Source organism: Micromonospora sp. CMU55-4, from assembly GCF_011602315.1.
In the GTDB taxonomy this organism is placed as follows: domain Bacteria; phylum Actinomycetota; class Actinomycetes; order Mycobacteriales; family Micromonosporaceae; genus Micromonospora; species Micromonospora chalcea.
Genome location: NZ_JAAOLH010000009.1, coordinates 85,980 through 112,510 on the forward strand (window position 1 = coordinate 85,980; position 26,531 = coordinate 112,510).

The 26,531-nt window shown below is 73.4% G+C and carries 23 protein-coding genes; 8 read left to right on the plus strand and 15 right to left on the minus strand.

Annotated elements, in window-relative coordinates:
* Positions 1-74: 74 nt before the first annotated feature.
* From HA073_RS17380 to rsgA, 3 genes are all read right to left on the minus strand, one after another.
* Positions 75-563, minus strand: a complete 489-nt coding sequence (locus HA073_RS17380) for a Rieske (2Fe-2S) protein (RefSeq protein ID WP_064445299.1) — start codon at positions 561-563, stop codon at positions 75-77.
* A 100-nt stretch (positions 564-663) separates the two neighbouring features.
* Positions 664-3,612, minus strand: coding sequence for an excinuclease ABC subunit UvrA (uvrA, locus tag HA073_RS17385; RefSeq protein ID WP_043329614.1), 2,949 nt, complete (start codon positions 3,610-3,612; stop codon positions 664-666).
* 208 nt (positions 3,613-3,820) lie between these two features.
* Positions 3,821-4,900, minus strand: a complete 1,080-nt coding sequence (rsgA, locus tag HA073_RS17390) for a ribosome small subunit-dependent GTPase A (protein WP_166456912.1) — start codon at positions 4,898-4,900, stop codon at positions 3,821-3,823.
* A 221-nt stretch (positions 4,901-5,121) separates the two neighbouring features.
* On the opposite strand from rsgA, the gene HA073_RS17395 reads away from it, so the two are divergent.
* Both HA073_RS17395 and HA073_RS17400 read left to right on the plus strand, forming a co-directional pair.
* A complete protein-coding gene (locus HA073_RS17395; protein ID WP_069089084.1) occupies positions 5,122-5,838 on the plus strand; it encodes a maleylpyruvate isomerase family mycothiol-dependent enzyme in 717 nt (238 codons plus the stop codon).
* An 8-nt stretch (positions 5,839-5,846) separates the two neighbouring features.
* Positions 5,847-6,500: an MBL fold metallo-hydrolase gene (locus HA073_RS17400; protein WP_166456862.1), complete on the plus strand. Its 654-nt coding sequence runs from the start codon at positions 5,847-5,849 to the stop codon at positions 6,498-6,500.
* Between the two features lie 45 nt (positions 6,501-6,545).
* Here HA073_RS17400 and HA073_RS17405 read toward each other — a convergent pair whose 3' ends face one another.
* Complete coding sequence (locus HA073_RS17405; protein WP_043331128.1) at positions 6,546-7,154, minus strand: DedA family protein; 609 nt, start codon at positions 7,152-7,154, stop codon at positions 6,546-6,548.
* Positions 7,155-7,243: 89 nt separating this feature from the next.
* Positions 7,244-7,918 (minus strand): methyltransferase, encoded by a 675-nt coding sequence (locus HA073_RS17410; RefSeq protein WP_166456863.1) that lies wholly within the window; start codon positions 7,916-7,918, stop codon positions 7,244-7,246.
* A gap of 181 nt (positions 7,919-8,099) precedes the next feature.
* Between HA073_RS17410 and HA073_RS17415 the strand changes: the two genes are divergently transcribed.
* Complete coding sequence (locus HA073_RS17415) at positions 8,100-8,303, plus strand: cold-shock protein (RefSeq protein WP_013287480.1); 204 nt, start codon at positions 8,100-8,102, stop codon at positions 8,301-8,303.
* 51 nt (positions 8,304-8,354) lie between these two features.
* Here the strand turns inward: HA073_RS17415 and HA073_RS17420 are convergent, their stop codons facing one another.
* From HA073_RS17420 to HA073_RS17440, 5 genes are all read right to left on the minus strand, one after another.
* Positions 8,355-9,629, minus strand: coding sequence for an MFS transporter (locus HA073_RS17420; protein WP_309228038.1), 1,275 nt, complete (start codon positions 9,627-9,629; stop codon positions 8,355-8,357).
* A gap of 52 nt (positions 9,630-9,681) precedes the next feature.
* Complete coding sequence (locus HA073_RS17425) at positions 9,682-10,257, minus strand: helix-turn-helix transcriptional regulator (protein ID WP_043329610.1); 576 nt, start codon at positions 10,255-10,257, stop codon at positions 9,682-9,684.
* Between the two features lie 97 nt (positions 10,258-10,354).
* Entirely contained in the window at positions 10,355-11,263 is a 909-nt protein-coding gene (locus tag HA073_RS17430; RefSeq protein WP_166456864.1) for a hypothetical protein, read from the minus strand.
* A 170-nt stretch (positions 11,264-11,433) separates the two neighbouring features.
* Complete coding sequence (locus HA073_RS17435) at positions 11,434-13,086, minus strand: CocE/NonD family hydrolase (RefSeq protein WP_166456865.1); 1,653 nt, start codon at positions 13,084-13,086, stop codon at positions 11,434-11,436.
* Positions 13,087-13,088: 2 nt separating this feature from the next.
* On the minus strand, positions 13,089-13,613 hold the full coding sequence (locus HA073_RS17440) for a MarR family winged helix-turn-helix transcriptional regulator (protein WP_064445294.1): 525 nt from the start codon (positions 13,611-13,613) through the stop codon (positions 13,089-13,091).
* Positions 13,614-13,746: 133 nt separating this feature from the next.
* Here HA073_RS17440 and HA073_RS17445 point away from each other — a divergent pair, with 133 nt between their 5' ends.
* Positions 13,747-15,882, plus strand: coding sequence for an efflux RND transporter permease subunit (locus tag HA073_RS17445; RefSeq protein WP_166456866.1), 2,136 nt, complete (start codon positions 13,747-13,749; stop codon positions 15,880-15,882).
* Positions 15,883-15,963: 81 nt separating this feature from the next.
* Here HA073_RS17445 and HA073_RS17450 read toward each other — a convergent pair whose 3' ends face one another.
* Together HA073_RS17450 and HA073_RS17455 are read right to left on the minus strand one after the other, a co-directional pair.
* A complete protein-coding gene (locus HA073_RS17450) occupies positions 15,964-16,836 on the minus strand; it encodes a lytic transglycosylase domain-containing protein (protein WP_064445292.1) in 873 nt (290 codons plus the stop codon).
* 32 nt (positions 16,837-16,868) lie between these two features.
* On the minus strand, positions 16,869-18,326 hold the full coding sequence (locus tag HA073_RS17455; RefSeq protein ID WP_064445291.1) for a DedA family protein: 1,458 nt from the start codon (positions 18,324-18,326) through the stop codon (positions 16,869-16,871).
* A 131-nt stretch (positions 18,327-18,457) separates the two neighbouring features.
* On the opposite strand from HA073_RS17455, the gene typA reads away from it, so the two are divergent.
* Positions 18,458-20,326, plus strand: a complete 1,869-nt coding sequence (gene typA / locus HA073_RS17460) for a translational GTPase TypA (protein WP_166456867.1) — start codon at positions 18,458-18,460, stop codon at positions 20,324-20,326.
* Between the two features lie 528 nt (positions 20,327-20,854).
* Here the strand turns inward: typA and HA073_RS17465 are convergent.
* The gene (locus HA073_RS17465; RefSeq protein ID WP_166456868.1) at positions 20,855-21,520 is read right to left on the minus strand and encodes a class I SAM-dependent methyltransferase; all 666 of its coding nucleotides are present in this window, start codon (positions 21,518-21,520) and stop codon (positions 20,855-20,857) included.
* 61 nt (positions 21,521-21,581) lie between these two features.
* Here HA073_RS17465 and HA073_RS17470 point away from each other — a divergent pair, with 61 nt between their 5' ends.
* On the plus strand, positions 21,582-22,448 hold the full coding sequence (locus HA073_RS17470; RefSeq protein WP_113972493.1) for a serine hydrolase: 867 nt from the start codon (positions 21,582-21,584) through the stop codon (positions 22,446-22,448).
* A 5-nt stretch (positions 22,449-22,453) separates the two neighbouring features.
* On the opposite strand, the gene HA073_RS17475 is transcribed toward HA073_RS17470, so the two are convergent.
* On the minus strand, positions 22,454-23,251 hold the full coding sequence (locus tag HA073_RS17475) for a tyrosine-protein phosphatase (protein WP_043329595.1): 798 nt from the start codon (positions 23,249-23,251) through the stop codon (positions 22,454-22,456).
* A 44-nt stretch (positions 23,252-23,295) separates the two neighbouring features.
* Here HA073_RS17475 and HA073_RS17480 point away from each other — a divergent pair, with 44 nt between their 5' ends.
* Together HA073_RS17480 and HA073_RS17485 are read left to right on the plus strand one after the other, a co-directional pair.
* On the plus strand, positions 23,296-24,393 hold the full coding sequence (locus tag HA073_RS17480) for a mandelate racemase/muconate lactonizing enzyme family protein (protein ID WP_043329594.1): 1,098 nt from the start codon (positions 23,296-23,298) through the stop codon (positions 24,391-24,393).
* A gap of 129 nt (positions 24,394-24,522) precedes the next feature.
* Positions 24,523-25,359 carry a C40 family peptidase gene (locus HA073_RS17485; RefSeq protein ID WP_223201373.1) on the plus strand — a complete coding sequence of 279 codons (837 nt, stop codon included), beginning with the start codon at positions 24,523-24,525 and terminating at the stop codon, positions 25,357-25,359.
* 7 nt (positions 25,360-25,366) lie between these two features.
* Here HA073_RS17485 and HA073_RS17490 read toward each other — a convergent pair whose 3' ends face one another.
* Positions 25,367-26,365, minus strand: coding sequence for a TerC family protein (locus HA073_RS17490; RefSeq protein WP_043329590.1), 999 nt, complete (start codon positions 26,363-26,365; stop codon positions 25,367-25,369).
* Positions 26,366-26,531: the final 166 nt, after the last annotated feature.

Here is a 26,531-nt window from a genome sequence, read left to right on the forward strand (position 1 = left end):
CTGTCAAGCCTAGTCCGCACCCCTGACACCCGGCCGCCGCCGCGCCCCCGGGTGACCGGGGGCGCGGCGGGTGGTCAGGCCAGGCGGATCTGGTCGCCGTCGACGGTGATGTCCTTCGCGGCGAGCGGCTTGGTGGCCGGGCCGCCCTTCACCGAGCCGTCGACGATGGAGAAGCGGCTGTTGTGGCAGGTGCAGTTGATCGTGCCGCCGTCGACGTTCGACACCGGGCAGCGCTGGTGCGTGCAGATCGGGTCGAACGCCTTGAACTGGCCGGCCTCGGGCTGGGTGATGACCACGCCCTGGCTGGCGAAGACCGCGCCGCCGCCGACCGGGATGTCCGAGGTGCGGGCCACGGAGTTGCTGCCGGCCCGGTCGCCGCCGCCGGCGTCCCCGGTGGCGGTGGCGCCGGGCGGGCCGCCGCTGGTCGGGGCGAGCCCGGGCGAGGCCTCGTCGTCGCTGCCGCAGCCCGCGAGGACCACTGCCGCGCCGACCGCCCCGGCTCCGGCGAGCAGGGCACGGCGGCTCTGGGTGACCGGTCGGGTCAACGCCTGATCATCACTCATATCCGGCCTTTCTCTCGGCTTACTGCGGAAACACGCACCAGCGTGGGGCACGGTTCATACTGGCGCGTCAACGTACCGGGCATCGCATGGAGGACGTCGGTCAGCGCGCCGCGGCCGGCACCTTGCGGGCCCGCGGCTTGGCGCCGCCGTTGCCGTTGGCCTTGGCCGCCCGGCTGGTGGCCGCCTTGGCGCCCTTGGCCTTGCCGTCGAGCTTGAGGATCGGCCGCAGGAACTGCCCGGTGTGGCTCTCCGGCACCTCGGCGACCTCCTCCGGCGTGCCGGTGGCGAGGACCGTGCCGCCCCGGTGGCCACCCTCGGGGCCCATGTCGATGAGCCAGTCGGCCGTCTTGATCACGTCGAGGTTGTGCTCGATGGTGATGACGGTGTTGCCCTTGTCGACCAGCCCCTCCAGCACCATCAGCAGCTTGCGGATGTCCTCGAAGTGCAGGCCGGTGGTCGGCTCGTCGAGCACGTAGACGGTGCGGCCGGTGGAGCGCTTCTGCAGCTCGGAGGCGAGCTTGACGCGCTGCGCCTCACCGCCGGACAGCGTCGGCGCGGGCTGGCCGAGGCGCACGTAGCCGAGGCCGACGTCGACCAGCGTCCGGAGGTGCCGGTGGATGGCCGGGATGGCGGAGAAGAACTCGGCCGCCTCCTCGATCGGCATGTCCAGCACCTCGGCGACAGTCTTGCCCTTGTAGTGCACCTCGAGCGTCTCGCGGTTGTAGCGCGCGCCCTTGCACACCTCGCAGGGGACGTAGACGTCCGGCAGGAAGTTCATCTCGATCTTGATGGTGCCGTCGCCGGAGCACGCCTCGCAGCGCCCGCCCTTGACGTTGAACGAGAACCGGCCCGGGCCGTACCCCCGGACCTTGGCCTCGGTGGTCTCGGCGAAGAGCTTGCGGATGTGGTCCCAGACGCCGGTGTAGGTGGCCGGGTTGGAGCGCGGGGTACGCCCGATCGGCGACTGGTCCACGCCGACGACCTTGTCCACGTGCTCCAGGCCGGTGATGCGGGTGTGCCGGCCGGGCACCAGCCGGGCGCCGTTGATCTGGTTGGCCAGCACCGTGTAGAGGATGTCGTTGACCAGCGTCGACTTGCCCGAGCCGCTGACTCCGGTGACCGCGATGAGCTGGCCGAGCGGGAAGCTCACGGTGAGGTTGCGCAGGTTGTGCTCGCGCGCGCCGTGCACCACCAGCTCGCGGCCCGGTGTCTGCGGGCGGCGGCCGGCAGGCGTCGGGATGGACTTACGCCCCGAAAGGTACGCCCCGGTGACCGACTCGGTGTTGTCGAGCAGCGCCGGCACCGAGCCGCTGTGCACGATCTTGCCGCCGTGCTCGCCCGCGCCCGGGCCGATGTCGACGATCCAGTCGGCCACCCGGATGGTGTCCTCGTCGTGCTCGACCACGATCAGCGTGTTGCCCAGCCCGCGCAGCCGCAGCAGCGTCTCGATGAGCCGGTGGTTGTCGCGCTGGTGCAGGCCGATCGACGGCTCGTCGAGCACGTAGAGCACGCCGACCAGGCCGGAGCCGATCTGGGTGGCGAGCCGGATGCGCTGCGCCTCGCCACCGGAGAGCGTGCCGGCGGGCCGGTCCAGGGAGAGGTAGTCCAGCCCGACGTCGAGCAGGAACTTCAGCCGGGCGTTGATCTCCTTGAGCACCCGCTCGGCGATCATCTTCTGCCGGTCGGTCAGCTCGATGCCGGCGAGCAGGTCGGCGGCCTCACCCACGGACAGGTTGCAGACCTCGGCGATGCTCTTGCCGGCCAGGGTGACCGCGAGCACCTCGGGCTTGAGCCGCGCGCCGCCGCAGGCCGCGCAGGGCACGTCCCGCATGTAGCCCTCGTACTTCTCCCGGGACCACTCCGACTCGGTGTCGGTGTGCCGGCGCTCGATCCACTGCACCACGCCCTCGAAGCCGGTGTAGTAGGAGCGCTCGCGGCCGTACTTGTTGCGGTAGCGCACGTGCACCTGGTCGTCGGAGCCGTGCAGGATCGTCTTCTGCGCCCGCGACGGCAGCTTCCGCCACGGCGTGTCGATGTCGAAGTGCTCGGCCTCGCCCAGCGCCTCCAGCAGCCGCAGGAAGTATTCGAGGTTGTGCCCGGTGGCCCACGGCTGGATCGCGCCCTCGCGCAGCGTGCGCTCCGGGTCGGGGATGACCAGCTCGGGGTCGACCTCCTTCTTCGTGCCCAGGCCGGTGCACTCGGGGCAGGCGCCGTAGGGCGCGTTGAAGGAGAAGACCCGGGGTTCCAGGTCCTCGATCGCGAGGGGGTGGTCGTTCGGGCAGGCCAGGTGCTCGGAGTAGCGGCGCTCCCGGGCCGGGTCGTCCTCCGGCAGGTCGACGAAGTCGAGCAGCACCAGGCCGCCGGAGAGACCGAGCGCGGCCTCGACCGAGTCGGTCAGCCGCTGCTTGGCGCTGGGCTTGACGCTGAGCCGGTCGATCACCACCTCGATGGTGTGCTTCTCCTGCTTCTTGAGCTTCGGCGGCTCGGTCAGCGGGTGCACCACGCCGTCGACCCGGGCCCGGGCGTAGCCCTTGGCCTGCAGCTCGGCGAACAGGTCGACGTACTCGCCCTTGCGGCCGCGCACCACCGGCGCGAGCACCATGAACCGGGTGCCCTCGGCCATGGCCAGGACCCGGTCGACGATCTGCTGCGGGCTCTGCTTGGAGATCCGCTCGCCGCAGATCGGGCAGTGCGGCTCTCCGATGCGGGCGAACAGCAGGCGGAGGTAGTCGTAGACCTCGGTGATGGTGCCGACGGTGGAGCGGGGGTTGCGCGAGGTGGACTTCTGGTCGATGGAGACGGCGGGGCTGAGGCCCTCGATGAAGTCGACGTCGGGCTTGTCCATCTGCCCGAGGAACTGCCGGGCGTACGACGACAGCGACTCGACGTAGCGGCGCTGCCCCTCGGCGAAGATGGTGTCGAACGCCAGGCTCGACTTGCCCGAACCGGACAGCCCGGTGAAGACGATCAGGGCGTCCCGGGGCAGGTCGAGACTGACGTCACGCAGGTTGTGCTCGCGCGCGCCACGGATGATCAGTCGGTCGGCCACGGTGCGTGTGCTCCCGGAAGAAGAATATGAGGCGGATCTGTGCACCAGACGCCGGGTCTGGGTGGTTTTCACAGGTTGTCGGGGCGCAGAGAAGACGCCTCGGCAACTCTAGCCCCGACGTATGACAACTTCCGTCTCGCGAACATTCCCCCAGCTCAGGCCGGTCGGGCGGGAACCACTCACGCCCACCCGACCGGCTCGCGCAGGTTCAGAATGCCCCGGGTGCGGGGGGCGGCGCCGGACGCCCGGTACGTCGCCGCCCGCCACGCCAGCCGCCCCGCCGTTCGGCCGCCAGCCGGGCCGCGCGCCGGCCGCCCTCGAACTCGATCTCCCGCTGCAGCCGGCGCCAGCTCTCCCAGCGGCGCGCCGGCAGCGCGCCGTCCTCCAGCGCGTCGCGCACCGCGCAGCCCGGCTCGGCATCGTGGGCGCAGTCGCCGTACCGGCAGCCGGCGGCCAGTTCGGCGATGTCGGCGAAGGCACGGTCCAGGCCGGCCGCGCCGTCGAGCAGGCCGACCGCCCGTACGCCCGGGGTGTCCAGCACCGCTCCCCCACCCGGCAGGGGCACCAGCGACCGCCAGGTGGTGGTGTGCCGGCCCTTGCCGTCGACGCGGCGGATCGCCTGGGTGCGCATCACGTCCGCCCCGGCCAGCGCGTTGACCAGGCTCGACTTGCCGGCGCCGGAGGGGCCGAGCAGGCCGAGCGTGCGCCCGGGGCCGACGAACCGGCGCAGCGGCGCAAGGCCGGCGCCCCGCTCGGCGCTGACCGGCAGCACCGGCACGCCCGGCGCGAGGTCGGCCAGCTGCCGGGCCACCGCCTCCGGGTCGGCGGCCAGGTCGGCCTTGGTGAGCACGACGAGCGGCTGCGCCCCGGATTCGTGCGCCAGGGAGAGCAGCCGTTCGATCCGTGCGGCGTCCGGTTCCGGGTGCACCGGCTCGACCACCGCGGCGGCGTCGAGGTTGGCGGCCAGCACCTGGCCGCTGGCGTCCTTGCCGGCGGTACGGCGCACCAGCGCGGTACGCCGCGGCAGCACCGCCTCCACCGTGACCGGGCCGTCCGGCCAGGTGGACAGCAGCACCCAGTCGCCCGCGCAGGGCAGCGCGGTCAGGTCACGGGCGGCGGCGGCGAGCACGGCGCCGCCGAGGCTGGCCCGCACCGGCCCCTGGGGGCTCAGCACGGTGCAGACGCCCCGGTCCACCCGGGCGACCCGCCCGGGACGGTGGCCGGCGCGCCGGTCGAGGTGGGCCGCCCAGCCGGCGTCCCAGCCGAGGGCGGTCAGGTCGAGAGTCATGGTGTCCTCTTCGGTGTCGAGGGATACGTGGTGGAGCACACGCGCTGCGACCGGCATGCACACCACCTCCTCTCCGACTCCCGGTGCCGCGTTGGCGACGACGCGGACCGGGCGGCCCAGGTCGTCGGCCCCGACGGTAGGTGCCGCGCCGACGCGCCGAAAGCGATTTCCCCGGCGGCGCGCCCTGCCCGGGCCCGCTAGTGTCGAACCGTGAGAACGCGATGACCACCGACCCCCTGCTGCTGACCGGCCCGCTGGCCGAGGCGAACGACCGTCTCCTGCGTACCGTGTCCGGCCTGACCGCGGCGGACGTCGCGGCGCCCTCGCTGCTGCCGGGCTGGTCCCGGGCGCACGTGCTCACCCACCTGGCCCGCAACGCCGACGGGTTCGTCAACCTGCTCACCTCCGCGCGCACCGGCGAGGACATCCCGATGTACGCCTCGGCGCAGGCGCGCGCCGCCGACATCGACGCCGGCGCCGACCGGGGTCCGGCCGACCTGCTCGACGACGTACGCCGCAGCGGCCAGCGCTTCGACGCGGCGGTCGCGGCGATGCCCGTGGACGCCTGGGGCGCCACCGTGCAGACCCGGCGCGGCCCCTGGCCGGCGGCGATGCTGGTCTGGGGCCGGCTGCGCGAGGTCGAGGTCCACCACGTCGACCTGGCGGCCGGTTACCTTCCGGCGGACTGGCCGGAGGCGTTCGCCCAGCGGCTGCTGCACGAGGTGGTGACCGGGCTGTCCGGCAATCCGGCCGCGCCGGCCATGGTGCTGCGCTTCGACGGCGCGGCCTCCGAACTCGTCGTGGGTGACCCCGAGGGGGCGCCCACGGTCACCGGCCCCGCGCCGGAACTCGCCGCCTGGCTGACCGGCCGGGGCGCGGGCGAGCTGCTCACCGTCGACCCCGACGGCCCTCTGCCCAACCCACCGGAATGGATCTGAACATCGTCATGACCTACACCGGAGACGTCACGCCCGGCGGGCCGCCGGCCGTGCGCGACCTCGACCGGCTCACCGTCACCAAGCTGTCGGTGGGCCCGATGGACAACAACGCCTACCTGCTGCGCTGCAACGCCACCGGCGAGCAGGTGCTGATCGACGCCGCGAACGAGGCGCCACGCCTGCTGGAGCTGGCCGGCGACGGCGGGCTGGCCGCCGTGGTGACCACGCACCAGCACATGGACCACTGGGTCGCGCTGGAAGAGGTGGTGGCCAAGACCGGGGCGCGCGCGCTCGTGCACGCCGACGACGCCGAGGGCCTGCCCATCTCCGCCGAGCGGCTCGGCGAGGGCGACACGGTGCCGGTCGGCGACTGCGCGCTGGAGGTCATCCACCTGCGCGGGCACACGCCGGGCTCGATCGCGCTGCTCTACCGCGACCCCTCCGGCACCCCGCACCTGTTCACCGGCGACTCTCTCTTCCCGGGCGGCGTCGGCAACACCGACCAGGACCCGGAGCGCTTCGGGCAGCTCATCGACGACGTCGAGGCCAAGCTCTTCGACCGGCTGCCCGACGACACCTGGTTCTACCCGGGCCACGGGAAGGACAGCACCATCGGCGCCGAGCGGCCCGCGCTGCCGCAGTGGCGCGCCCGCGGCTGGTGAACACGCCCGGTCCGGCCTCCCCCGTGGCGGCCGGGCCGGGCGCGGTCAGCCGGTGACCGCGCGCAGGCGGCGCCGGGTGGCGAGCAGCACCGGGCCGGCGAGGAGCAGCCCGACCGCCATGGTCAGCAGCGTGGGGTTGAGCGCCGCGGGCAGCAGCCCGGTCAGCGCCCGCGCGGTCAGGCCCAGCGCCACGTAGAGCCCGGCCCAGGCGGTCGCCCCCGCCGCCGCGCAGGCCAGGAACCGCCGGTACGACATCCGCAGCCCGCCGGCGGCCAGCGGCAGCAGCGCGTTGAACACCGGCAGGAACGGCGCCACCAGCACGATCCGTCCGCCACCGCGGTGCAGCAGCGTCTCGGCGGCGGTCCACCGGGACTCGCCGATCCAGCCGCCGACCCGGCTCTCCCGCAGCTGCCCGCCCCAGCGCCGTCCGGCGAAGAAGCTCAGCGACCAGCCGGCCAGGCAGCCGGTGACCACCGCGGCGACGGTCAGGGCCCCGCCGGCCGGGCGACCGGCGCCGACCGCCGCGAGGACCGCCGCGTCGCCGGGCACCAGCACCCCGATCAGGGGTACGGCGTCGGCGAGCATCACGATGCCCAGCAGACCCATCAGGAGGGTGGTGGGCAGCTCACCGGCGGCGGCCACGAGATCGTTCATGAGCTGCACGCTATGGCCCGCCGGTCACCCGGCACATCGGGCATGATCCCCCAGTGGCCCCCGACACCCGACCCGGAGATCCCTGAGGGTCATCGGGGTCGCAGCACCTGCACCCGGCGTACCGGGGAGTCGACGGAGGGCTCGGTGGTCGGCACCGGGTAGCTGGCCACCAGCTCCAGCCCGTGCGGCGGCAGGTGACCCCGGTCCGGGTCGCCGACCAGCACCTCGACGCCGTGGTCGGCGCAGCGCCGCAGATAGGGCAGGACCCGCGCGGCCAGTCCGGCGTCGTAGAGCACGTCCCCGGCCACCAGCAGGTCGGCGCCCGCGACGCCGTCGAGCAGGTCGTCGCCGTCGGCCGCCACCCGGACCCGGTTGGCGCGGGCGTTCACAGTGACGGCCGCCACCGCGTACGGGTCGATGTCGTTGGCGACCACCTCGTCCGCCCCGGCGAGCGCGGCGGCGATGGCGACCAGCCCCGATCCGGCGGCCAGGTCGAGCACCCGCCGCCCGGCGGCCAGTTCGGGGTGGTCGAGCAGGTGCCGGGCCAGCGCCTGCCCGCCGGCCCAGACCGACGCCCAGTACGGCGGCGGCAGCGACCGCCCGGCGGCGGCCTCCATCCGGGCCCACCACAGGATCGCGTCCTCGGCCAGGTGCAGGCGCACCTCGGGCACGAACGGCGTGTCGACCAGACGCAGGCGGTCCGGGCCCGCGCCGGGCACCGCGATCTCCTGTTCCAGGTCGGCCAGAGCCGTCTGCGTGCTCATCGGGGCAAGCATGCCGCGCCCCGCCCGACGCCGGGGTCATTTTCCCGGCGCGGCACGTATTCATGGGCGCGCCGCGCACTTCCGGCAGCGGATTGCGGTCCGGACGGTTACTGTCGGGGTGGTACAGGGCGACCACCGGCCGCGGGGCCGGTGCTCGCCCGCATTGAACAGGGAGAGACGCATGGCAACCGGCACGGTCAAGTGGTTCAACTCGGAAAAGGGCTTCGGCTTCATCGAGCAGGACGGCGGAGGCCCGGACGTGTTCGTCCACTACTCGGCCATCCAGAGCAGTGGCTACCGCGAGCTGAACGAGGGTCAGAAGGTCGAGTTCGAGGTGACCCAGGGCCAGAAGGGCCCGCAGGCGGACAACGTCCGTCCGATGTAGTGACGTGCCGGTGGCGGCGGTCGGGGCTCCGACCGCCGCCGCAGCGCATCATCAGGACGGCGCGGCCGGCAGGTCGCGCCGTCTCCGTAGCGGCCCGGCCAGCAGGATCAGCGGGGTCAGCGCCAGCCACGCGGTCATCACCCGGATCGCGCCACCCGGCCCCCAGGCCGCGCCCAGCGCGCCGGCGAGCAGGGCGGCCAGCGGAATGGTGCCGTAGTTGAGCAGATGCATGCTCACCGTGACGCGGCCGAGCAGCCGGTGCGGGGTGTACGTCTGCCGGAAGCTGCCCTTGACCACGTTGCCGATCGCGACGCCCAGGCTCACGAGCACACCGCCGAGCACCAGCCAGGCGGTCCGAGCGCCGGGACCGGCGAGCGGGATGAGCAGCGCGGGCGGCCCGGTGAGAGCGCCGGCGACCAGCAGCGTCCGGGCGCTACCGATCCGGCGGGCCAGGCGCGCGGCGAGCGCGGCGCCGATCACGCCGCCGAGGCTGGCGAGTCCGATCAGGAGGCCGACCAGGCCCGCCGGGAGTTCGGCCGAGCGCACCAGGAACACCACGAGCACCGCCTGGTAGCCGGTGAGCCCGATGTTGCTCGCCGCCCCGAAGACCGTCAGCACCCGCAGGTACGGGTCGCGGACGACGAACCGCAGTCCGGTGGCGACCTCGCGGCGCAGCGACGTCGTCCCGGCGTTCCGGTGCGGCCGGGCCTCGACCGCGCTGATCCGGCGCAGGCAGAGCGCGGACAGCAGGAAGGTGAGCGCGTCCAGCGCCACCGCGGTCACCGCGCCGACGAGCTGGGCGACGAGACCGGCCAGTCCCGGGCCGACGAGGTAGCTCGCGGTCTGGGTGGCGTGCAGCCGGGCGTTCGCCTCGGGCACCTGCTCGGGACGCAGCAGCGTGGGCAGGTAGACCTGGTCGGCGGTCTCGAAGAAGACCCGGGCCAGGCCGGCGCCGAGCGCCACGACCAGCAGGTGCCCGACGGTGAGCAGGCCGAGCAGGGCGGCCACCGGGACGCTCGCGAACAGCGCGGCGGCGGCGAGGTCGGCGGCGATCATCACGGGCCGGCGGCGGACCCGGTCGACCCACGCCCCGACCGGCAGGCCGGCGAGCAGCCAGGGCAGCCACGCCGCGGCGGTGAGCACCGCCACCTGGAACGTGCTCGCGTCGAGCACCGCGACCGCGACCAGGGGCAGCGCCACTGCGGTCATGTTGCTGCCGACGGCGCTCACCGTGTGGCCGGTCCAGAGCAGCCGGAAGTCGCGGTGCCGGAACAGCCCTCCGCGCGTCGGCGCGGCCGGCCCCGACATGCGCGCGGGGGCGGTCACGACGGGCGTCCCGGTAAGGCGTTCCCGCACGGCGCCGGAACGCGGTGGACGGTCACGGCCGGCTCGGGACGCCGTGGGCGAACACGAAGACCGGCTCGCGGCGCTGCCCGTCCTCGGGCGCCGGCCGGTCGGCCCACCGTGCGAACAGCGCGATCACCTCACGGCTGAGCTCGGCCAGCTCGTCCGGGGTCAGGTGCAGCCACTTGTCGGTGCTGAACGGCCCCTCTCCCCACGCGGCGTGCGCCTCGTCGGGGGCGGCGTGCCAGGCGCGGACCAGCTCGGCGTGCCGCTCCAGGTTGAGCGAGCTGGCCGCGTCGGCCACCACCCGGGCCGCCGGGTCGTCGCCGAAGTCGCTGTTGGACCAGCGCACCCCGCGATCGCGCAGCCGCCACCAGCGTTCCCGGCGGTCGCGTGCCAGCTCGGGCGCCTCGACCAGCAGGTCGGCGGCGGCCAGCACCTTGAGGTGGTGGCTCACGTTCGCCGGCGCCTGGTCGGTGCGGTCGGCGAGCATGCCGACGGTGCACGGGCCGTACACCTTGAGCACGTCCATGAGCCGGCGGCGCAGTGGGTGGGCGAGCGCGGCGAGCACCCGCGAGTCGGTGATCTGCCGGACGGTCCGCTGTTCCATGCGCCCGAGTCTCACATCCGCAAGAGCTGTTGCGCAACAACTCTTGCGGAATGCGCCGGCCGACGGCGCCGCGACCCGCGGTCGCGGCGCCGGACCGTCAGGCGATCAACCGCCGGGACAACTCGTCGGCCACGTCCCGGGCGATCTGCGGCGGGATGGCCTCGGCGATCTTCTCCGGCGGCAACCCGGCCAGCACACCGGAGACGATCTGCTGCTCGTCGGTGAAGTCCCGGCCGGACAACTCGTTCACCTGCGCGACCAGCGCCGGCCAGGCGCGCAGCATCGCCAGCATCTGCTGCAACGGCGAGTTGGGCATGGGCGGGTTGACCAGCCCGGCGGTATTGGCCGGCGAGATCAGCCAGTTGCGCAGGTTCTGCAGGTCGGCCAGGACGTCGCCCACAGTGCGGTTCTTCGAGCCGGTGTCCTTGATGAGCCGGTCGGTCTGTTCCATGTCGTCCTCCGGTTTCGCGGTGGCGATCATTCCGATCGCGGTCAGATAGCGGCGGAACAGCGGGGTCAGGTCACGCCCCGCCTTTGTCGAGTCACGGAAGAAGCTGAAATGCGTGTGGTACAGGTGGCTGCTGTCGCCGCTGGTGCGCCGTCCCAGCCGGTCCCAGCGGCGCACGGTCCGCCCGTCCGGGGAGTAGATGATCTCCCGGATGTCCCGGGTGTCGGCCGCGTTCGCCATGCACTGCGCCACCATCCAGGTGGAGAACGTCCGCAGGTTGTGCGTACCGCCGCCGGAGCGGACGGAGAACGTGCCGACGTCCAACGCGGACGCGTACAGGGTCAGGCCGGACCGGTCCCGGGTGGACTCCACCACCGAGTAGTCGTTCGTCACGACCCGGTCGGATCCGCAGTGGTAGCCGCCCCGGTGGTTGGGGTCGCCGACGATGCCGACCTCCGCCGGCTCCAGGTCGTCGGCGCGTACGGCCTTCTTGTCGACGTTGAGATAGGTGAGCAACAGGTTCCGGACGGCCAGCAGGTTCGCCGGGGCCGACGTCATGGCAGATCCCCTTCCGATCGATGACCGGCGAGGGCACGACAATCACACCGCGTGATGGCGTGCGATCCGCGGACGCGCCCCGCCGGATAACTGCACGGCACCGGGCACTTGCTCCGAGCTTAACCACGGTTAGGCAGAAGTGCCCAGCTCAGGGACGGTTTTTTGGACTATCAGCCCGCTGTGGACGGTGTCCGCGTGAGCGGCAGCTCCAACCCCGAGGGATGCTCACGATCGCTGAGAATCTCTCGCCAACCAGCACGAAGAGTCACGGCAGTGCCGAGTGGCTCACCGGTGCCGGGATTGCGCGCGTACCGGGGGTGGGCGCCACCGGAGACCTGGACCCGCAGCCGGTGCCCGGGCGCGAAGCGGTACGCGGTCGGCCAGAGCGTCACCGGCACGGCGACCACACCGGACGGATCACGCGGGAACCGGCCCGGCTCGACCCGGACCAGCCCGTCGCAGACGTTCCAGGAACGCCCCCGCCGGTCCACGTCGCACAGACGCACGAACACGTCCAGGTACGACAGTTCGCTGCGCACGTGGATCTCGGCGCGTACCGGCCCGGTCACCTCGACCGGCTCGGGCAGCGGCCCGCTGGTGTAGGTGAGCACGTCCGGCCGGGCCTCCACCGGCCGGTTGTCCACCGCCCCGGCGCGCTGGGCCACGAGCAGCGGCCCGCCCAGCGACGGGGTCGGGTCGGCCGGGTCGTACCAGAAGCGGTCGGGCGTGGTGCCGGACTCCGGCGGCTCCGGGGCGAGCCCGCCGCCGGGGCGCAGGTGCCACCGCACGGGCGTGGCGGGCGGCGGCCAGTCCGGCAGGTCACGCCAGCCGCCGCCGGCGCCGCCGACGTGCACCCGCACCGGCGCGCGCTGCGGCGCGGGCCGCCCCGCCAGGTGCGTGTTGAGCCAGTCCAGCCCTTCGCGCAGCGACGCCAGGAGCAGCCCCGGGCTGCCGTGGGTCCAGGGGCCGACGACCAGGCGGGGTCGCGCTCCGGCGGCCCGCAGGCGGGCGTAGTCGTCGAGTTGGGCCGGCAGGAAGATGTCCTGCCAGCCGCTGACCATGGCGACCGGGGCGCGCACCTCGGTGATCCGTTCGCCGAAGACCCGGGTACGCCAGTAGTCGGCGTCGGGGGTGTGGTGGCGCAGCCACTCCTGGAAGAACGGCACCGTGACACCGGTGGCGACCCGGTCCGCCTCGGCCAGCGGCAGGTGCGCCAGGGCACGGACGAGGCGGGGCTGACCGCGCTTGAGTTCCCACTGCCGGGCCAGCCAGGGCACCGTCTGCGCCTGGAGCAGCTCGGCCCAGGTGAGCACCGTGTCCAGGGCGAACGACTCCCCCGCGTACGTGGAGTCGCGGGTGCCCGACGCGGTCACCACGGCGACCATCGCGCGCAGCTCGTCGCCCGCCTCGGCGGCGAGCGCCCACTGCACGAAGCCCTGGTAGCTGGCGCCGAACATGCCGAACGCGCCGGTCCACCACCGCTGGCGGCGCAGCCAGTCCAGCGTGTCGAGGCCGTCGTCGCGCTCGTGCACCAGTGGCGCGAACTCGCCGCCCGAGCCGTACGTGCCGCGGCAGGACTGGATGACCACGTGGAAGCCCCGCTCGGCGATCAGGCGGCCGAGCAGGCGGATCGGCCCGCCCCGCCCGTACGGGGTGCGGATCAGCACGCAGTGCGCGCCGGGCAGGTCGGGTGCGTAGTGGTCGGCACGCAGCGTCACCCCGTCGCGGACCCGGACCGGGATGTCCCGGGTGACGGTGACCCGCCCGGTGCGGGCGGCCGGTAGTCGCAGCGCCGCGGCGGCGGCCCGGGTGACCAGCCGCACGGTCAGTCGCCCTCGCCGGGGCCGGGTGCGGCGCCGCGGCGGGGCGCGGCGCGGATCTCGTCCCGGTGGGTACGCATGGAGCGCACCATCTCCGCCATGAACCGCTGCACCACGGCCAGCTCGTCGTCGGTGAAGCGGTCCATCACCTCGTCGGTGCGGCGCCCGAGCGGGCCGAAGAAGCTCTGCGCCAGCGTGGCGCCACGGTCGGCGTAGTGCAGGAGGATCTTGCGGCGGTCGGCGGTGTCCCGGTCGCGGCGGATGTGACCGCCGCGTTCCAGGCGGTCGACGAGCGCTGTCACCGACCCGGAGGAGATGTTGAGCGCCTCACCGAGGCGGCCCGGGGTGATCGGGTCGCCGACCAGCTCGGCCTCCATCACCGCGATCAGCGCGTGCAGGTCGGTGGCGTTGAGCCCGTGCAGCCCGGCGAAGGCGTGCCCGATGTGCTGGGCGTCGACGGAGTAGCGCCGCAGGTCGTTGGTGATCTCGGCGATCATCCGCCCGCGCGGGTCGTCCCGTCGCCGGTACATCCTGTGCGCCACCGCTCGCCGACACCCCCTGCCCGAACTGATCCGGTTGCAGCATAGAACCACCCCGGATAATCTCGCCTATCAAGATACTCGTTCAGAGAGAATCCTCCGCGACCAATAGTGAGGGCATCCGATGTCACTGTTCTCCCGCGTCGTCCGGGGCCGGCTCGCCGCCTGGCTCACCCTGGCCGTCGCGCTCGTCGTCGGCGTAGTCGCCTTCGGGCCGCCGAAGCCGGACAATCCCGACCCGGTCTCCGGCACCGGCCTGTCCGTGGAATGGCAGTCGACGCAGGTCGAACGGCTGCAGGACCAGTTGCCCTCCAAGGACGCCCAGACCGCCCTGGTCGTGGTCAGCCGCGCCGACCAGGCTCCGCTGAGCGGCGCCGACCGGGGCCAGCTCGACGGCCTCGCCGGCCAGCTGAACTCACTCGCCGCCGGCGGCCGGGTCTCCCCCGCCCAGGTCTCCCCGGACGGGACCGTGGCGCTGGTCGCGGTGCCGCTGTCCACCGAGGGCGGCCCGTCGGCGGTGGTCGACGAGGTGGAGAAGCTCCGCGAGGCGGTCGGTGACCTGCCCGGCGAGCTGACCGTCGAGGTCACCGGCGGGCCCGCGTTCACCGCCGACCTGGGCAAGGTGTTCCAGGGCGCGGACACCACGCTGCTGCTGGTCACCGCCGCCGTGGTGGCGGTGCTGCTGCTGGTCACCTACCGCAGCCCGTTCCTGTGGCTCGTACCGCTGCTCGTGGTGGGCGCGACCGAGCAGATCACGCTGCGCGTGGTGGAGTCCCTCGTGCCCGCGTTCGGCATCTACCTGCCCAGCGGCCAGGTCACCGGCATCGCCAGCGTGCTGGTGTTCGGCGCCGCGACCAACTACGCCCTGCTGCTCATCGCCCGCTACCGGGAGGAGCTGCGCCGGGAGGAGGACCGGTTCGCCGCCATGCGCTCGGCGCTGCGCCGCACCGCCGAACCGATCCTGGCCAGCGGCAGCACCGTCGTCCTCGGCGTGCTCACGCTGCTGCTGTCCGAGCAGGAGACCAACCGGGCGCTCGCCATCGCCTGCGCCACCGGTGTGATCCTCGCCATGCTCTCCGCCCTGTTCGTGCTCCCCGCGGCCCTGCTGCTGTTCGGCCGGGGCCTGTTCTGGCCGTTCATCCCCCGCGTCGGCAGCGCCGCCCGCGAGGGCCGGATCTGGGGCCGCCTCGGCGAGATGGTCATCCGCCGGCCGCTGCCGGTCGCCGCGCTCGCCGTACTGCTGCTCGCCGGCCTGGCCCTCGGCGGCCTCGGCATCCGCACCGGCCTGTCCGAGACCGAGCAGTTCAGTGAGAAGCCGGAGGCGGTCGCCGGGGCGGAGACGCTCGCCCGGGCGTTCCCGGCCGGCAGCACCCAGCCGGTTGCGGTGCTCACCAACCCGCAGGCCGCCCCGGCGGTGCTCGCCGCCGCCTCCGACGTCGACGGGGTCGCCTCGGCCCGGCCGGGCGCCGCCGGAGACCGGGTCGCCCAGATCGACGTGGTGCTCACCGCCGAGCCCGGCAGCGCCGCCTCCGACCGGGCCGTGGTGGCGCTGCGCGACGCCGTGGCCGCCGTACCGGATTCCGCGCCGCCCACCGTGGACGGCGCGGACGCCCCCGACGGCGCCCTGGTCGGTGGTTCGGTCGCCGCGACCTACGACTCGAACGAGGCGAACACCAAGGACCTCAAGCTGATCCTGCCGCTCATCCTGCTGCTGGTCGGCGCGGTGCTGGTGCTGCTGCTGCGCGGAATCCTGGCGCCGCTGCTGCTGGTGGTGACCGTGATCGCGTCGTTCTTCGCCAGCCTCGGCGCGGCCTGGCTGCTCTTCGACCACGTGCTGGACTTCCCGGCGCTGGACAGCGGGGTGCTGCTGCTCGCGTTCGTCTTCCTGGTGGCGCTCGGCGTCGACTACAACATCTTCCTGGTCACCCGGGCCAGGGAGGACGCCCGGCGCACCGGCACCCGCGACGGCATGCTGTCGGCGCTGCGGGTCACCGGCGGCGTCATCACCAGCGCGGGCGTGCTGCTCGCCGCGGTCTTCGCGGTGCTCGGCGTGCTGCCGCTGATCACGCTCACCCAGATCGGCATCATCGTCTGCATCGGTGTGCTGCTGGACACGCTGCTGGTCCGTACCGTGCTGGTGCCGTCGCTGGCGTTCCTGCTCGGCGACCGGTTCTGGTGGCCCGGCCGGATCACCCGGGACGCCGACGCGCCCAGCGACGCCGTCGACGCGCCGGCCGAGCCGGTGCCCGCGCGGGACTGACCTGGACAGACGGGCGGGGCCGGCACGTTCGCCGGCCCCGCCCGTTCGTTTGTCCGCTCGTTCGCTCGTTCGCTCGTTCGCTCAGAAGCTCAGGCACTCGCACTGGGTCATCAGCGCCCGCACGTTGCGCACGTACTGCGGGTTGGGGATGGTCAGCGGCTGGTCCTCCCGCGCCACCGCGCCGTGCCCGTAGTTGTACGCCGCGATCACGGCGTTGAGCAGGCAGGAGTTCAACGTGGACGTGCACAGCGAGGCGTCGAGGCGGTAGTCGGACTCGAAGTACATGTCGCCGATGTACTTGGTCAGCCAGGCCAGGTACGTGCCGCCCAGGTAGGCGTTGTCGCGGTAGGCGTCGATGTCGTACGACTGCCCGAACCGCTGGTTCATCCACTCCGCCGTGGCCGGCATGACCTGCATCAGCCCGACCCCGCCATCGCAGGCGATGATGTTGGACTGCCACCCGCTCTCCTGCCAGGCGGTGGCCTTCATCAGGGCCGACGGGATGCGGATGTCCGGCGCCGAGGTGGGCCAGTAGGTGCGCGCCGCGGCATCGGCGAGCGCCGCTTTCACCTGGCTCTGGCTGGCCTTGGTGCCCCGGTAGCTCGGCTTACAGCCCTCGTCCGCCGGCTTCGGCGGGGCGGGAGGCACCTGGGTCTCGGTCGGCGGCTTCGGCTTGGCCAGCGGGGCCGTGGACGTGCGGGACGGCTTCGCGGCCGGTTTCGGTTTCGCCGACGCGCTCGGGCTGGGCCGCCCACCCATCGCCGCGACCGCCGGTGGCTCCTCGCTGGGCGCGTCGGCGGGCGCCTCCTGCGGTTCGTCCGCCGGCGCCGCCGTGGGCAGGTCCGCGGCGACCTCGCGGACCGGCCGTTCCTGTTCGCCGCACGCCGTCAGCGTGCCCGTCGCGAGCAGCGCTGCCACCGCCACCGCGGCCCACCTGCCGAATCCTCGCCGCATCCGACCTCCCCCGTCGTTGCCGTCGGCGCACCCTAACAAGGATCGGCAGGTCCGCGGGGTACCCGAGACGCCGACCGGCGCCGCCGGGGCCGCGGCGGCGCGTCCCGTGGGGCCGGGCCGCCGTCCGCCGGGTCCGGCCGCTCGGCGCCGTCCGCCAGCCGGTCCCGGGTCGCCCACGCCACCACGAACACGGTGGTCCAGGCGAGGCCCAGCAGCACCGCCGTGACGGTGCCGCTCGCGGTGCTGAGTCCCAGGTAGAGCCGCGCGCCGGTGACCATGACCACGCCTGCCGACGCGGCCGTCCACACGGCCACGCCGACCGGCCAGCGCACGCCGCGGGACAGCAGCCAGGCCAGCGTGCCGAAGCTCGCCGTCACCACCGCGTTCTGGGTCGGGAACAGGTCACCGGCCCGGTCCGGGCCACCCGGATCGGTCAGCTCCGCGACAACGACGAGCAACACCAGCGGCACCGCCGCGCCGACGGTGCCCAGCACCCCGAGCGGGTCGGCCCGCCACGGCCGGCCCCGCCCCGTCACCACGGCGGCCACCACGGCGACCGCGGCGATGAGCAGCCAGCCGCGCAGCCCCGACACCGCGGCCTGCGCCGCGTCGACCACCCCGGGGGTACGCCGGGCGGCGAACCAGTCGGAGACCAGCCCGTCGAGGACACCCAGCCCGCTGTGCCGGACCACCGCCTCCAGCAGCAGCGCCACGGCCAGCCCGGCGACGAACAGCAGCGCCAGCCCCAGCACCAGGTTGACCAGCAGGCTCCAGGCCGGGCCGACCCGCATCGCGACCAGGAAGAACAGCACGCCGTACCGGGACCGCAGCCAGCGCAGCGGCGGCAGCGCGGCGGCCCGGGCGGCCAGCGCGCGCACCGGGTCCGGGTTGCGCCCCAGCCAGCGGCCCGCCAGCACCACGCCGAGCAGGCACAGCAGCAGGGCCAGCACCGCCCCGGTGGCCTGGCCGAGCAGCTTCGACACCCGCTCGTACGACTCCCCGGCCAGGTAACCGGCCAGCACCGAGGCGCCGACCCAGCTCGCCACCCCGGCGAGGTTCCACGGCGCGAACCGCCGGTACGGCATTCCGGCCGACCCGGCCAGCCGGGGCGCCAGCGTACGGGCGAACGCGATCCAGCGGGCGGCCAGCACGCCGCGACCGCCCAGCCGGTCCAGCAGCGAATCGGCCCGCCGCCACCGGTGCGCCCCGATCCGGGCACCCACCCCCGAGGCGCGCAGCCGTGGGCCGTACCGCCGCCCGGCCCGCCACGCGAGTGTGTCTCCGATCACGGCGGCGGCGGTCATGGCCACCAGCACGGGCGCGAGGCGCAGCGTCCCCGCGTACGCTAGGAAGCCGACCAGAAGCAGGGTCGCCTCGCCGGGCATCAGCAGCCCGACGATCACCGCGGTCTCCGCCGCGACGATCGCCGCGGCGGCCAGGTAGATCAGCAGGGGCGGCAGCTCCTGCAGCCAGCTCAGCAGGTCAGGCATCGGACACCCCGCACGGGTGTCAGCATGCCAGTCGCTGGAACGGTCGGCACAGCACTTTCGACGCAGATCCGGGCGATCTCGGGGTGACCCCGAGGCGTGCCCGGGCTACCGCAGACAGGAGTATGGAGGGTATGCAGCTACGCACCGACCTCCGCAACGTCGCCATCATCGCCCACGTCGACCACGGCAAGACGACCCTGGTCGACGCCATGTTGCGGCAGGCCGGCGCCTACGGCGCCCGCGGTGAGAACACCGAGCGGGTCATGGACTCGATGGACCTCGAGCGCGAGAAGGGCATCACCATCCTCGCCAAGAACACCGGCGTGCGGTATCTGCCGGCGGACGGCTCGGAACCGGTCACCATCAACATCATCGACACCCCCGGTCACGCCGACTTCGGCGGCGAGGTCGAGCGCGGCCTGACCATGGTCGACGGTGTGGTGCTGCTGGTCGACGCCAGCGAGGGCCCCCTGCCGCAGACCCGGTTCGTGCTCCGCAAGGCGCTGCGCGCGCGGCTGCCGATCATCCTGGTGATCAACAAGGTGGACCGTCCGGACGCCCGGATCAAGGAGGTCGTCGACGACACGTACGAGCTGTTCCTCGACCTGGACGCCGACGAGGAGCAGATCGACTTCCCGATCGTCTACGCCTGCGCCCGCGACGGCATCGCCTCGCTGACCCAGCCCGCCGACGGCGCGGTCCCGGACGACAGCAGCAACCTGGAGCCGCTGTTCCGCACCCTGCTGGACACCATCCCGGCCCCCGCGTACGACGAGGGCGCGCCGCTGCAGGCGCACGTCACCAACCTCGACGCCTCGCCGTTCCTGGGCCGGCTCGCGCTGTGCCGGGTCCGCCAGGGCACGATCAGCAAGGGCCAGACCGTGGCCTGGTGCCGCACCGACGGCAGCACCCAGCGGGTACGCATCTCCGAGCTGCTGATGACCGAGGGCCTGGAGCGCAAGCCGGCCGAGTCCGCCGGGCCGGGCGACATCATCGCCGTGGCCGGCATCCCGGAGATCATGATCGGTGAGACGCTCGCCGACGCCGAGAACCCGGTGCCGCTGCCGCTGATCACCGTGGACGAGCCGGCCATCTCGATGACCATCGGCACCAACACCTCGCCGCTGGTCGGCCGGGTCAAGGGCGCCAAGGTCACCGCCCGGATGGTCAAGGACCGGCTCGACAAGGAGCTGATCGGCAACGTGTCGCTGCGGGTGCTGCCCACCGAGCGGCCGGACGCCTGGGAGGTGCAGGGCCGCGGCGAGCTGGCCCTGGCGATCCTGGTCGAGCAGATGCGCCGCGAGTCCTTCGAGCTCACCGTCGGCAAGCCGCAGGTGGTCACCCGGGAGATCAACGGGAAGACCTGCGAGCCGGTCGAGCGGCTGACCATCGACGCCCCGGAGGAGTACCTCGGCGCGATCACCCAGCTCCTGGCCACCCGCAAGGGCCGGATGGAGCAGCTGGTCAACCACGGCACCGGCTGGATCCGGATGGAGTGGCTGGTCCCGGCGCGCGGCCTGATCGGCTTCCGCACCGAGTTCCTCACCGAGACCCGCGGCACCGGCATCCTGCACCACGTCTTCGAGTCGTACGAGCCGTGGTTCGGCGAGCTGCGCACCCGCAACAACGGGTCGCTGGTCGCCGACCGGGCCGGCGCGGTCACCGCGTTCGCGATGACCAACCTCCAGGAGCGCGGCCAGCTCTTCGTCGAGCCGGGCACCGAGGTGTACGAGGGCATGATCGTCGGCGAGAACTCCCGCTCCGACGACATGGACGTCAACATCACCAAGGAGAAGAAGCTCACCAACATGCGCTCGTCGACCGCCGACGAGACCGAGAAGCTGATCCCGCCGCGCAAGCTGTCCCTGGAGCAGGCGCTGGAGTTCTGCCGCGAGGACGAGTGCGTCGAGGTCACCCCGGCCGCGGTGCGCATCCGCAAGGTGGTGCTGGACCAGACCCAGCGCGGCCGGATGGCGGCCCGCCGCAAGCACGCCGGCTGACCCACCCCGCCCCACCCGGAGCCCGGCCCGCCCCCAGGCGGACCGGGCTCCCCCGTCTCTCCCCCTGCCCTGCCCTGCCCGGTTGATCATGAGGTTGGCGGCGTTTTCGATCTCCATAACCGCCGCTAACCTCATGATCGACCGCCAAAGCGCGAGATCTTGGTACGAAATGGCCCCTCCAGGGGCCGATTCCTACCAAGATCTACACGGATCTCGGGATATGACCTTCCAGATCCCGGATAGTGGGAGATTGGGCGGTCTCCGCGGACGGCATGGGAGCGGCCGTCGGATGACGCGGAACTGGCGGACTGAGCCAGCAGTGGACGGCCCGACGCAGGCCGGAACCGGTGGGCGGAGGAGAAGCGAGCGGGCCGACGCAGGCGGAAGCCGGCGGACGGGGGCAGGAGCGGGCGGGCGGATCCCGGAAGCGGGCGGACGAGTGGCCGACCACGGTGGAGGTCGGGCGACAGCGGTGGCGGCACGGACCCGGACGAACGCCCGTAACAGGACGATCGCGGGGACGAGGCGTCAGCGGGGCTTGGTGGCGGCGATCGCCAGGGCGTCGGGGACAGGCCCGGAGCCGGACTCGACCACCCGGGTCACCACCAGACCGGCCGCGGTGACGGCGTTGAGCAGGTCGGCCAGGGGCAGGTGCCAGGCGCCGACACGCGCCCGCACCCCCACGGCGTTCCACGACCGCAGCGTGTGCTCCCGTGAGGCGTACCCGCCGTCGATCACGATCCGCTCCGGCTCGGACCGGTCGGCGAACGCGCCCACGTAACACGGGTGCACCCCGACGTGCACCAGCCGGCCACCGGGCGCCAGCACCCGCGCCGCCTCCGCGAGCGCGGCCGGATAGTCGGGCATGTCGGTGTGCGCGAGCACGCACACCGCGGCCGGCACCGCGCCGGCGGCCAGCGGCAGCGCTGTCGCGTCAGCCCGGGCCACCGGCAGCCGCGACCGGGCGTGGCGCAGTTGCCCGCCGGACAGGTCCACACCCACCGGCGTCCACCCGAGACGGCGCAGCTCGGCCGCGTGCGCGCCGGTGCCGCAGCACAGGTCCAGGCAGCGGCCCGGGCCCTCGCCCAGCAGGCCGGCCAGCACCGACCGGATCCGGTCCATGTAGACCGACGAGGTCTCGCTGGCGTACTCCTCGTACCAGTCGGCGATGTCGTCGTACAACGGGGTCGTCATCTCCGCACGCTAGCCCCGCACCGGGCCCGCCGCTGCCCCGCAGATCGGCTACGGTGCCCCCATGACCTGGGAGGAGCTCGACGCGCACCTGGACAAGGTGCCCGGCACCGTCTCCGCGTACGTGGGCCGGCCCGGCGCGCGGCCGGCGTGGACGCGGCGCGCCGACGCCACCCACTACGCGGCGAGCACCATGAAGCTCGCCGTGCTGGTGGCGCTGTTCCGCGCCGCCGAGGCCGGCCGGCTCGACCTGGACGCGCCGGTGCCGGTGCGCAACTCGTTCGACTCCGCGCTGCCCGGCGCGCCCCGGTTCGCCAACGCCCGGAACTACGACAACGACGAGGCGGTCTGGGACCGCGTCGGCGGGGACGCGCCGCTGCGTTGGCTCGCCGAACGGATGATCGTCCGGTCCAGCAACCTGGCCACGAACATCTGCATCGGCCAGGTGGGGCTGCCCGCCGTGGCGCGGGCGTGGGCGCTCGCCGGGGCGCGGCACAGCGTCACCGGCCGCGGCATCGAGGACTTCGCCGCCCGCGACTCCGGCATCGACAACCTGGTCACCGCCGCCGACCTGGCCGCCCTGCTCGGCGAGCTGGCGCTCGGCGCGACCCGGCCCGGCCCGCTCGCCTCGCCGTCTGCCTGCGCGGCCATGCTCGACGTGCTCGCCGCCCAGGAGCACCGCGAGGACCTGGCCGCCGGGCTGCCCGACGGCACCCGCATCGCGCACAAGAACGGCTGGGTGCGCGGCGTGCGCCACGGCGCCGGCGTGGTCTTCCCGGACGACGCGCCGCCGTACACGATCGTCGTCTGCACCACCACCGACCTGGCCGACGGCGGCGCGGACGGCGACGAGGTGGAGGACGACGCCTGCCGGCTGATCGCGCACGCCTCCGCGCGGGTCTGGGCGGCGCGGCACGACCTGGCCGGCTGACCCGGCTACTCCAGCAGCCGCTCGCGCAGCGCCGCGCGGTCCGCGTCGGTCACCCCCAGACCGTCGCGCAGGTACGCCTCGAACGAGCCGTGCGTCCGGCGCACCTCGTCGTAGGCGGCGTCCAGGTATTCCGGGCGCACCTCCAGCAGCGGCCGCGCCACCGCCGGATCCAGGTCCGGCCGGCGCTGGATCATCGCGGACAGCAGCACCTCGCGCAGGCTCTCGGTCAGCTCGTTGTGCACCAGGTAGTCGGCGCGGATCGCCTCCTCCTGGACGCCCAGCGCGGTCAGCAGCACCACCGACAGCCAGCCGGTGCGGTCCTTGCCGGCCGAGCAGTGGAACAGCAGCGGCAGGTTCGCGTCCTCGACGGCCAGCCGCACCGCCGCGCTGAAACCGGCCCGCGCCGACTCGCCGGTGACGAACCAGCGGTAGATCGCCGTCATCGCCCCCGGCATGCCCTCCCGGGCCAGCGCCGCGTAGGCGTTCAGGTCGTGGCCCTGCAGCACCGCCGAGACGTACGTGAAGACGGGATGCGCCGCGTCGTAGACGGGTAGGTGCACCACGCGGGGCGCACCGGCCAGCCGGTCCGGCGGGGCCACCGCCTGCTCGTGGACGTCACGCAGGTCCACCACGCAGGCCGGGCCGAGCTTGCCCAGCACCGGCAGGTCCTCGTCGGTGAGCCGGCCCAGCGCGGGCGTGCGGATGAGCCGCCCGGCGCGTACCCGCCGCCCGTCTGTCGTCGGCAGTCCGCCCAGGTCACGCGCGTTCGGCGCGCCCACCAGCTCCCATTCCCGCCCGGTCATCGGCCCTCCCCTGCTCGCCGCCAGTTGGCTATAGGGTGCCCCACATGACCATCGCCGCGGTACGCACCCACCGTCTGTCGGCCCCCTTACACACCCCGTTCGTCACCGCGCTGCGCCGCACCACCACAGTGGACACGTTGGTCGTGGAGGTGATCGACGGCGACGGCCGCTCGGGTTTCGGTGAGGCGCCGCAGGTCTGGCAGGTGACCGGCGCGTCGGTGGCCGGCGCCGAGGCGTGCGTACGCGAACTGCTCGCGCCGCTGCTGATCGGCCGGGACGCCGACGACCTCCAGGCGGGCTGCGCCCTGGTGCGTCGCGCCGTGGTGGGCAACGAGTCGGCGAAGGCGGCGGTCGACGTGGCGCTGCACGACCTGGCCGCGCGGCGGCTCGGCGTACCCCTGGTGCGTCTGCTCGGCGGCACGGCGCTGCGGGTGCCGACGGACGTCACGCTGGCCGCCGGCGACGCGGTCGACCTGGCCGCGACGGCGGCGCGGCGCGGCGCCGAGGGGTTCGGGGTGCTCAAGCTCAAGGTCGGCACCGACGCCCGCGGCGACCTGGACCGGGTGCGCGCGGTGCGGGCCGCGGTCGGGCCGGACGTGCGGATCCGGCTGGACGCCAACCAGGGCTGGACGCCCCGGGAGGCGGTGCGGGTGATCCGCGCGATCGAGGACGCGGGGCTCGACGTCGAGCTGGTCGAGCAGCCGGTGCACCGCCGTGACCTGGACGGGCTGGCCTGGGTCAGCGACCGGGTCGGGCTGCCGATCCTGGCCGACGAGTCCGTCTTCGACGTGCGGGACATGGTCGAGGTGATCCGGCGGCGGGCCGCCGACATGGTCAACGTGAAGCTGGCCAAGTGCGGTGGGCTGCAACCGGCCCGCACGCTGCTGGACCTGGCCGCCGCGCACGGCATGGGCACCATCGTCGGCTCGATGATGGAGGGCCCGGTCGGCGTGGGCGCCGCCGCCAGCCTGGTCGCCGCCTACGGCACCACCGCCGTGTCGGACCTCGACGCCGCCTGGTGGCTGGCCTGGTCGCCGGTGACCGGCGGCATCCGGTACGAGGGCGCGAGCGTGCTGCTGCCGGACGCGCCGGGTCTCGGCGTCACCGGCCTCCGTGAAGCTAAAATTCAGTCACATGGTTGAGTAGCGGCAGAATTTTTCATATGGTCGCCCGGAGAAGCATTCCAGAGAGGGGTACGCGTGGCGCCTCAACCGTGCCGACAGGCCGTCGTACGGGTGCCGGTGGCGACCCTGTGGACAGCACCCGATGCGGTGCGCCCGATCGACCGGCCCGCTCTCGCCGACTGCCCCGACGTCGCCGGCTGGATCGCCGGGATGGACCGCGACCAGCGGGTCGGTGACTGCGTCCTGACCCAGTTGCTGCTCGGCGAGCCGGTACGGATCACCGAGACGCGGCCGGACGGCTGGGCCCGCGTCGTCGCGCTCGGCCAGCCCGCCGCGAAACACGGCGCCGACGGCTATCCGGGCTGGGTGCGGACCGCCCACCTGACCACCGCCGAGCCGGCCGGCGCCGCGCTGACCGTCGACGTCGCCCACACCACGCTGCACGCCTCGCCGGGTGGAGCACCGGCGCTTCGCGGCCTGGTGCTCGGCACCCGCCTGGAGTCGGCCGGGCGGCCGGTGGACGGCGGGCGACCGGTCCGCGTACCGGGTCGGGCCGACCCGCTGTGGGCCCCGGAGGGCGACCTGGTGCCGCTGCCGGCCGAACGCCCCGAGGCCAAGGAGGTGCTCGCGGTCGCCGAGCGGCTGCGTGACCTGCTCTACGTCTGGGGCGGCCTGTCCACCGACGGCATCGACTGCTCCGGGCTGGTCCACCTGGCCTGGCGGCGGCACGGGATCACGCTCCCCCGCGACGCCGACGACCAGGCGGACGCGACGACGCCGGTGGCGCTCGGCGACGAACGTCCCGGCGACCTCTACTTCTTCGCGCGGCCCGGCCGGCGCGTCCACCACGTCGGGATCGTGTCGGCCGAGCCGCACGGCGGCCGGCGCCGGATGCTGCACGCCTGCTACCTGACCCGCCGGGTGGTCGAGGAGGAGCTGCCCGCCGACCGGGCCGCCACGCTCGTCGGCGCGCACCGCGTCTGACCTGCGGTCAGGGGCGGGTCTTGACCAGCTCCCGTCGCCGGTCCCGCGACGACTTCGCCAGGCTTGCCGCAGTGGCCACGGCCAGGGTGCCGAGGATGACGGTGAGCGACAGCCAGATCGGGATGTGCGGGGCCCACCCCACGGGCTCGCCGCCGTTGATGAACGGCAGGTGGTTGTCGGCGAGCGCCTCCAGCATCAGCTTCACGCCGATGAAGCCGAGCACCACGGCGAGGCCGTAGCTGAGGTAGATGAGCCGGTCCAGCAGGCCGCCGAGCAGGAAGTAGAGCTGCCGCAGCCCCATCAGCGCGAAGACGTTGGCGGTGAAGACCAGGTACGGCTCCTGGGTGATGCCGAAGATCGCCGGGATCGAGTCGAGCGCGAAGATCAGGTCGGTGGTGCCGATCGCGATCATCACGATCAGCATCGGGGTGAACAGCCGCCGACCGTTCTCCCGGGTGGTGATCTTCGCCCCGTCGTAGTCCCGGGACAGCGGCAGCGCCCGCCGGCTCCACCGGATCAGCACGTTCTCGCTGAACTCGTCCTCGTCCGGCTCGCCCTGCCGGGCCAGGTTCACCGCGGTGTAGATGAGGAACGCGCCGAAGATGTAGAACACCCAGGAGAACTGGGAGATCAGCGCCGCGCCGGCCGCGATGAAGCCGCCGCGCATGACCAGCGCCAGGATGATGCCGACGAGCAGCACCTTCTGCTGGTACTGCCGGGGCACCCCGAAGCGGGCCATGATGATGACGAAGACGAAGAGGTTGTCCACCGAGAGGCTGTACTCGGTGAGCCAGCCGGTGTAGAACTCCCCCGCCACGCGGCCACCGGCGGTCAGCCAGAGCACCCCGCCGAAGATCAGCGCCAGGCCGACGTAGAAGCCCACCCAGAGGCTGGACTCGCGGACGCTGGGCTCGTGCGGTCGCCGGCCGATGATGAACAGGTCGGCGAGCAGGACCGCGATCATCGCGATCAGCGTTACCGCCCACACCAATGCGGACACGTTCAAATCCATCCTCCGGCAGACACGCGGCCTCGGGCACACCGTACGCCGGGTGGGCTGCAGGGGTGCGTCGACGCCGACAGGGGTGACTGTCGGAGGTCTCTTCCGCCGGAGCCTGACAGCAGGTTCCGACCGACGGAGCCGGGTCGGGCCACCGTAAGGTACCGGCGCT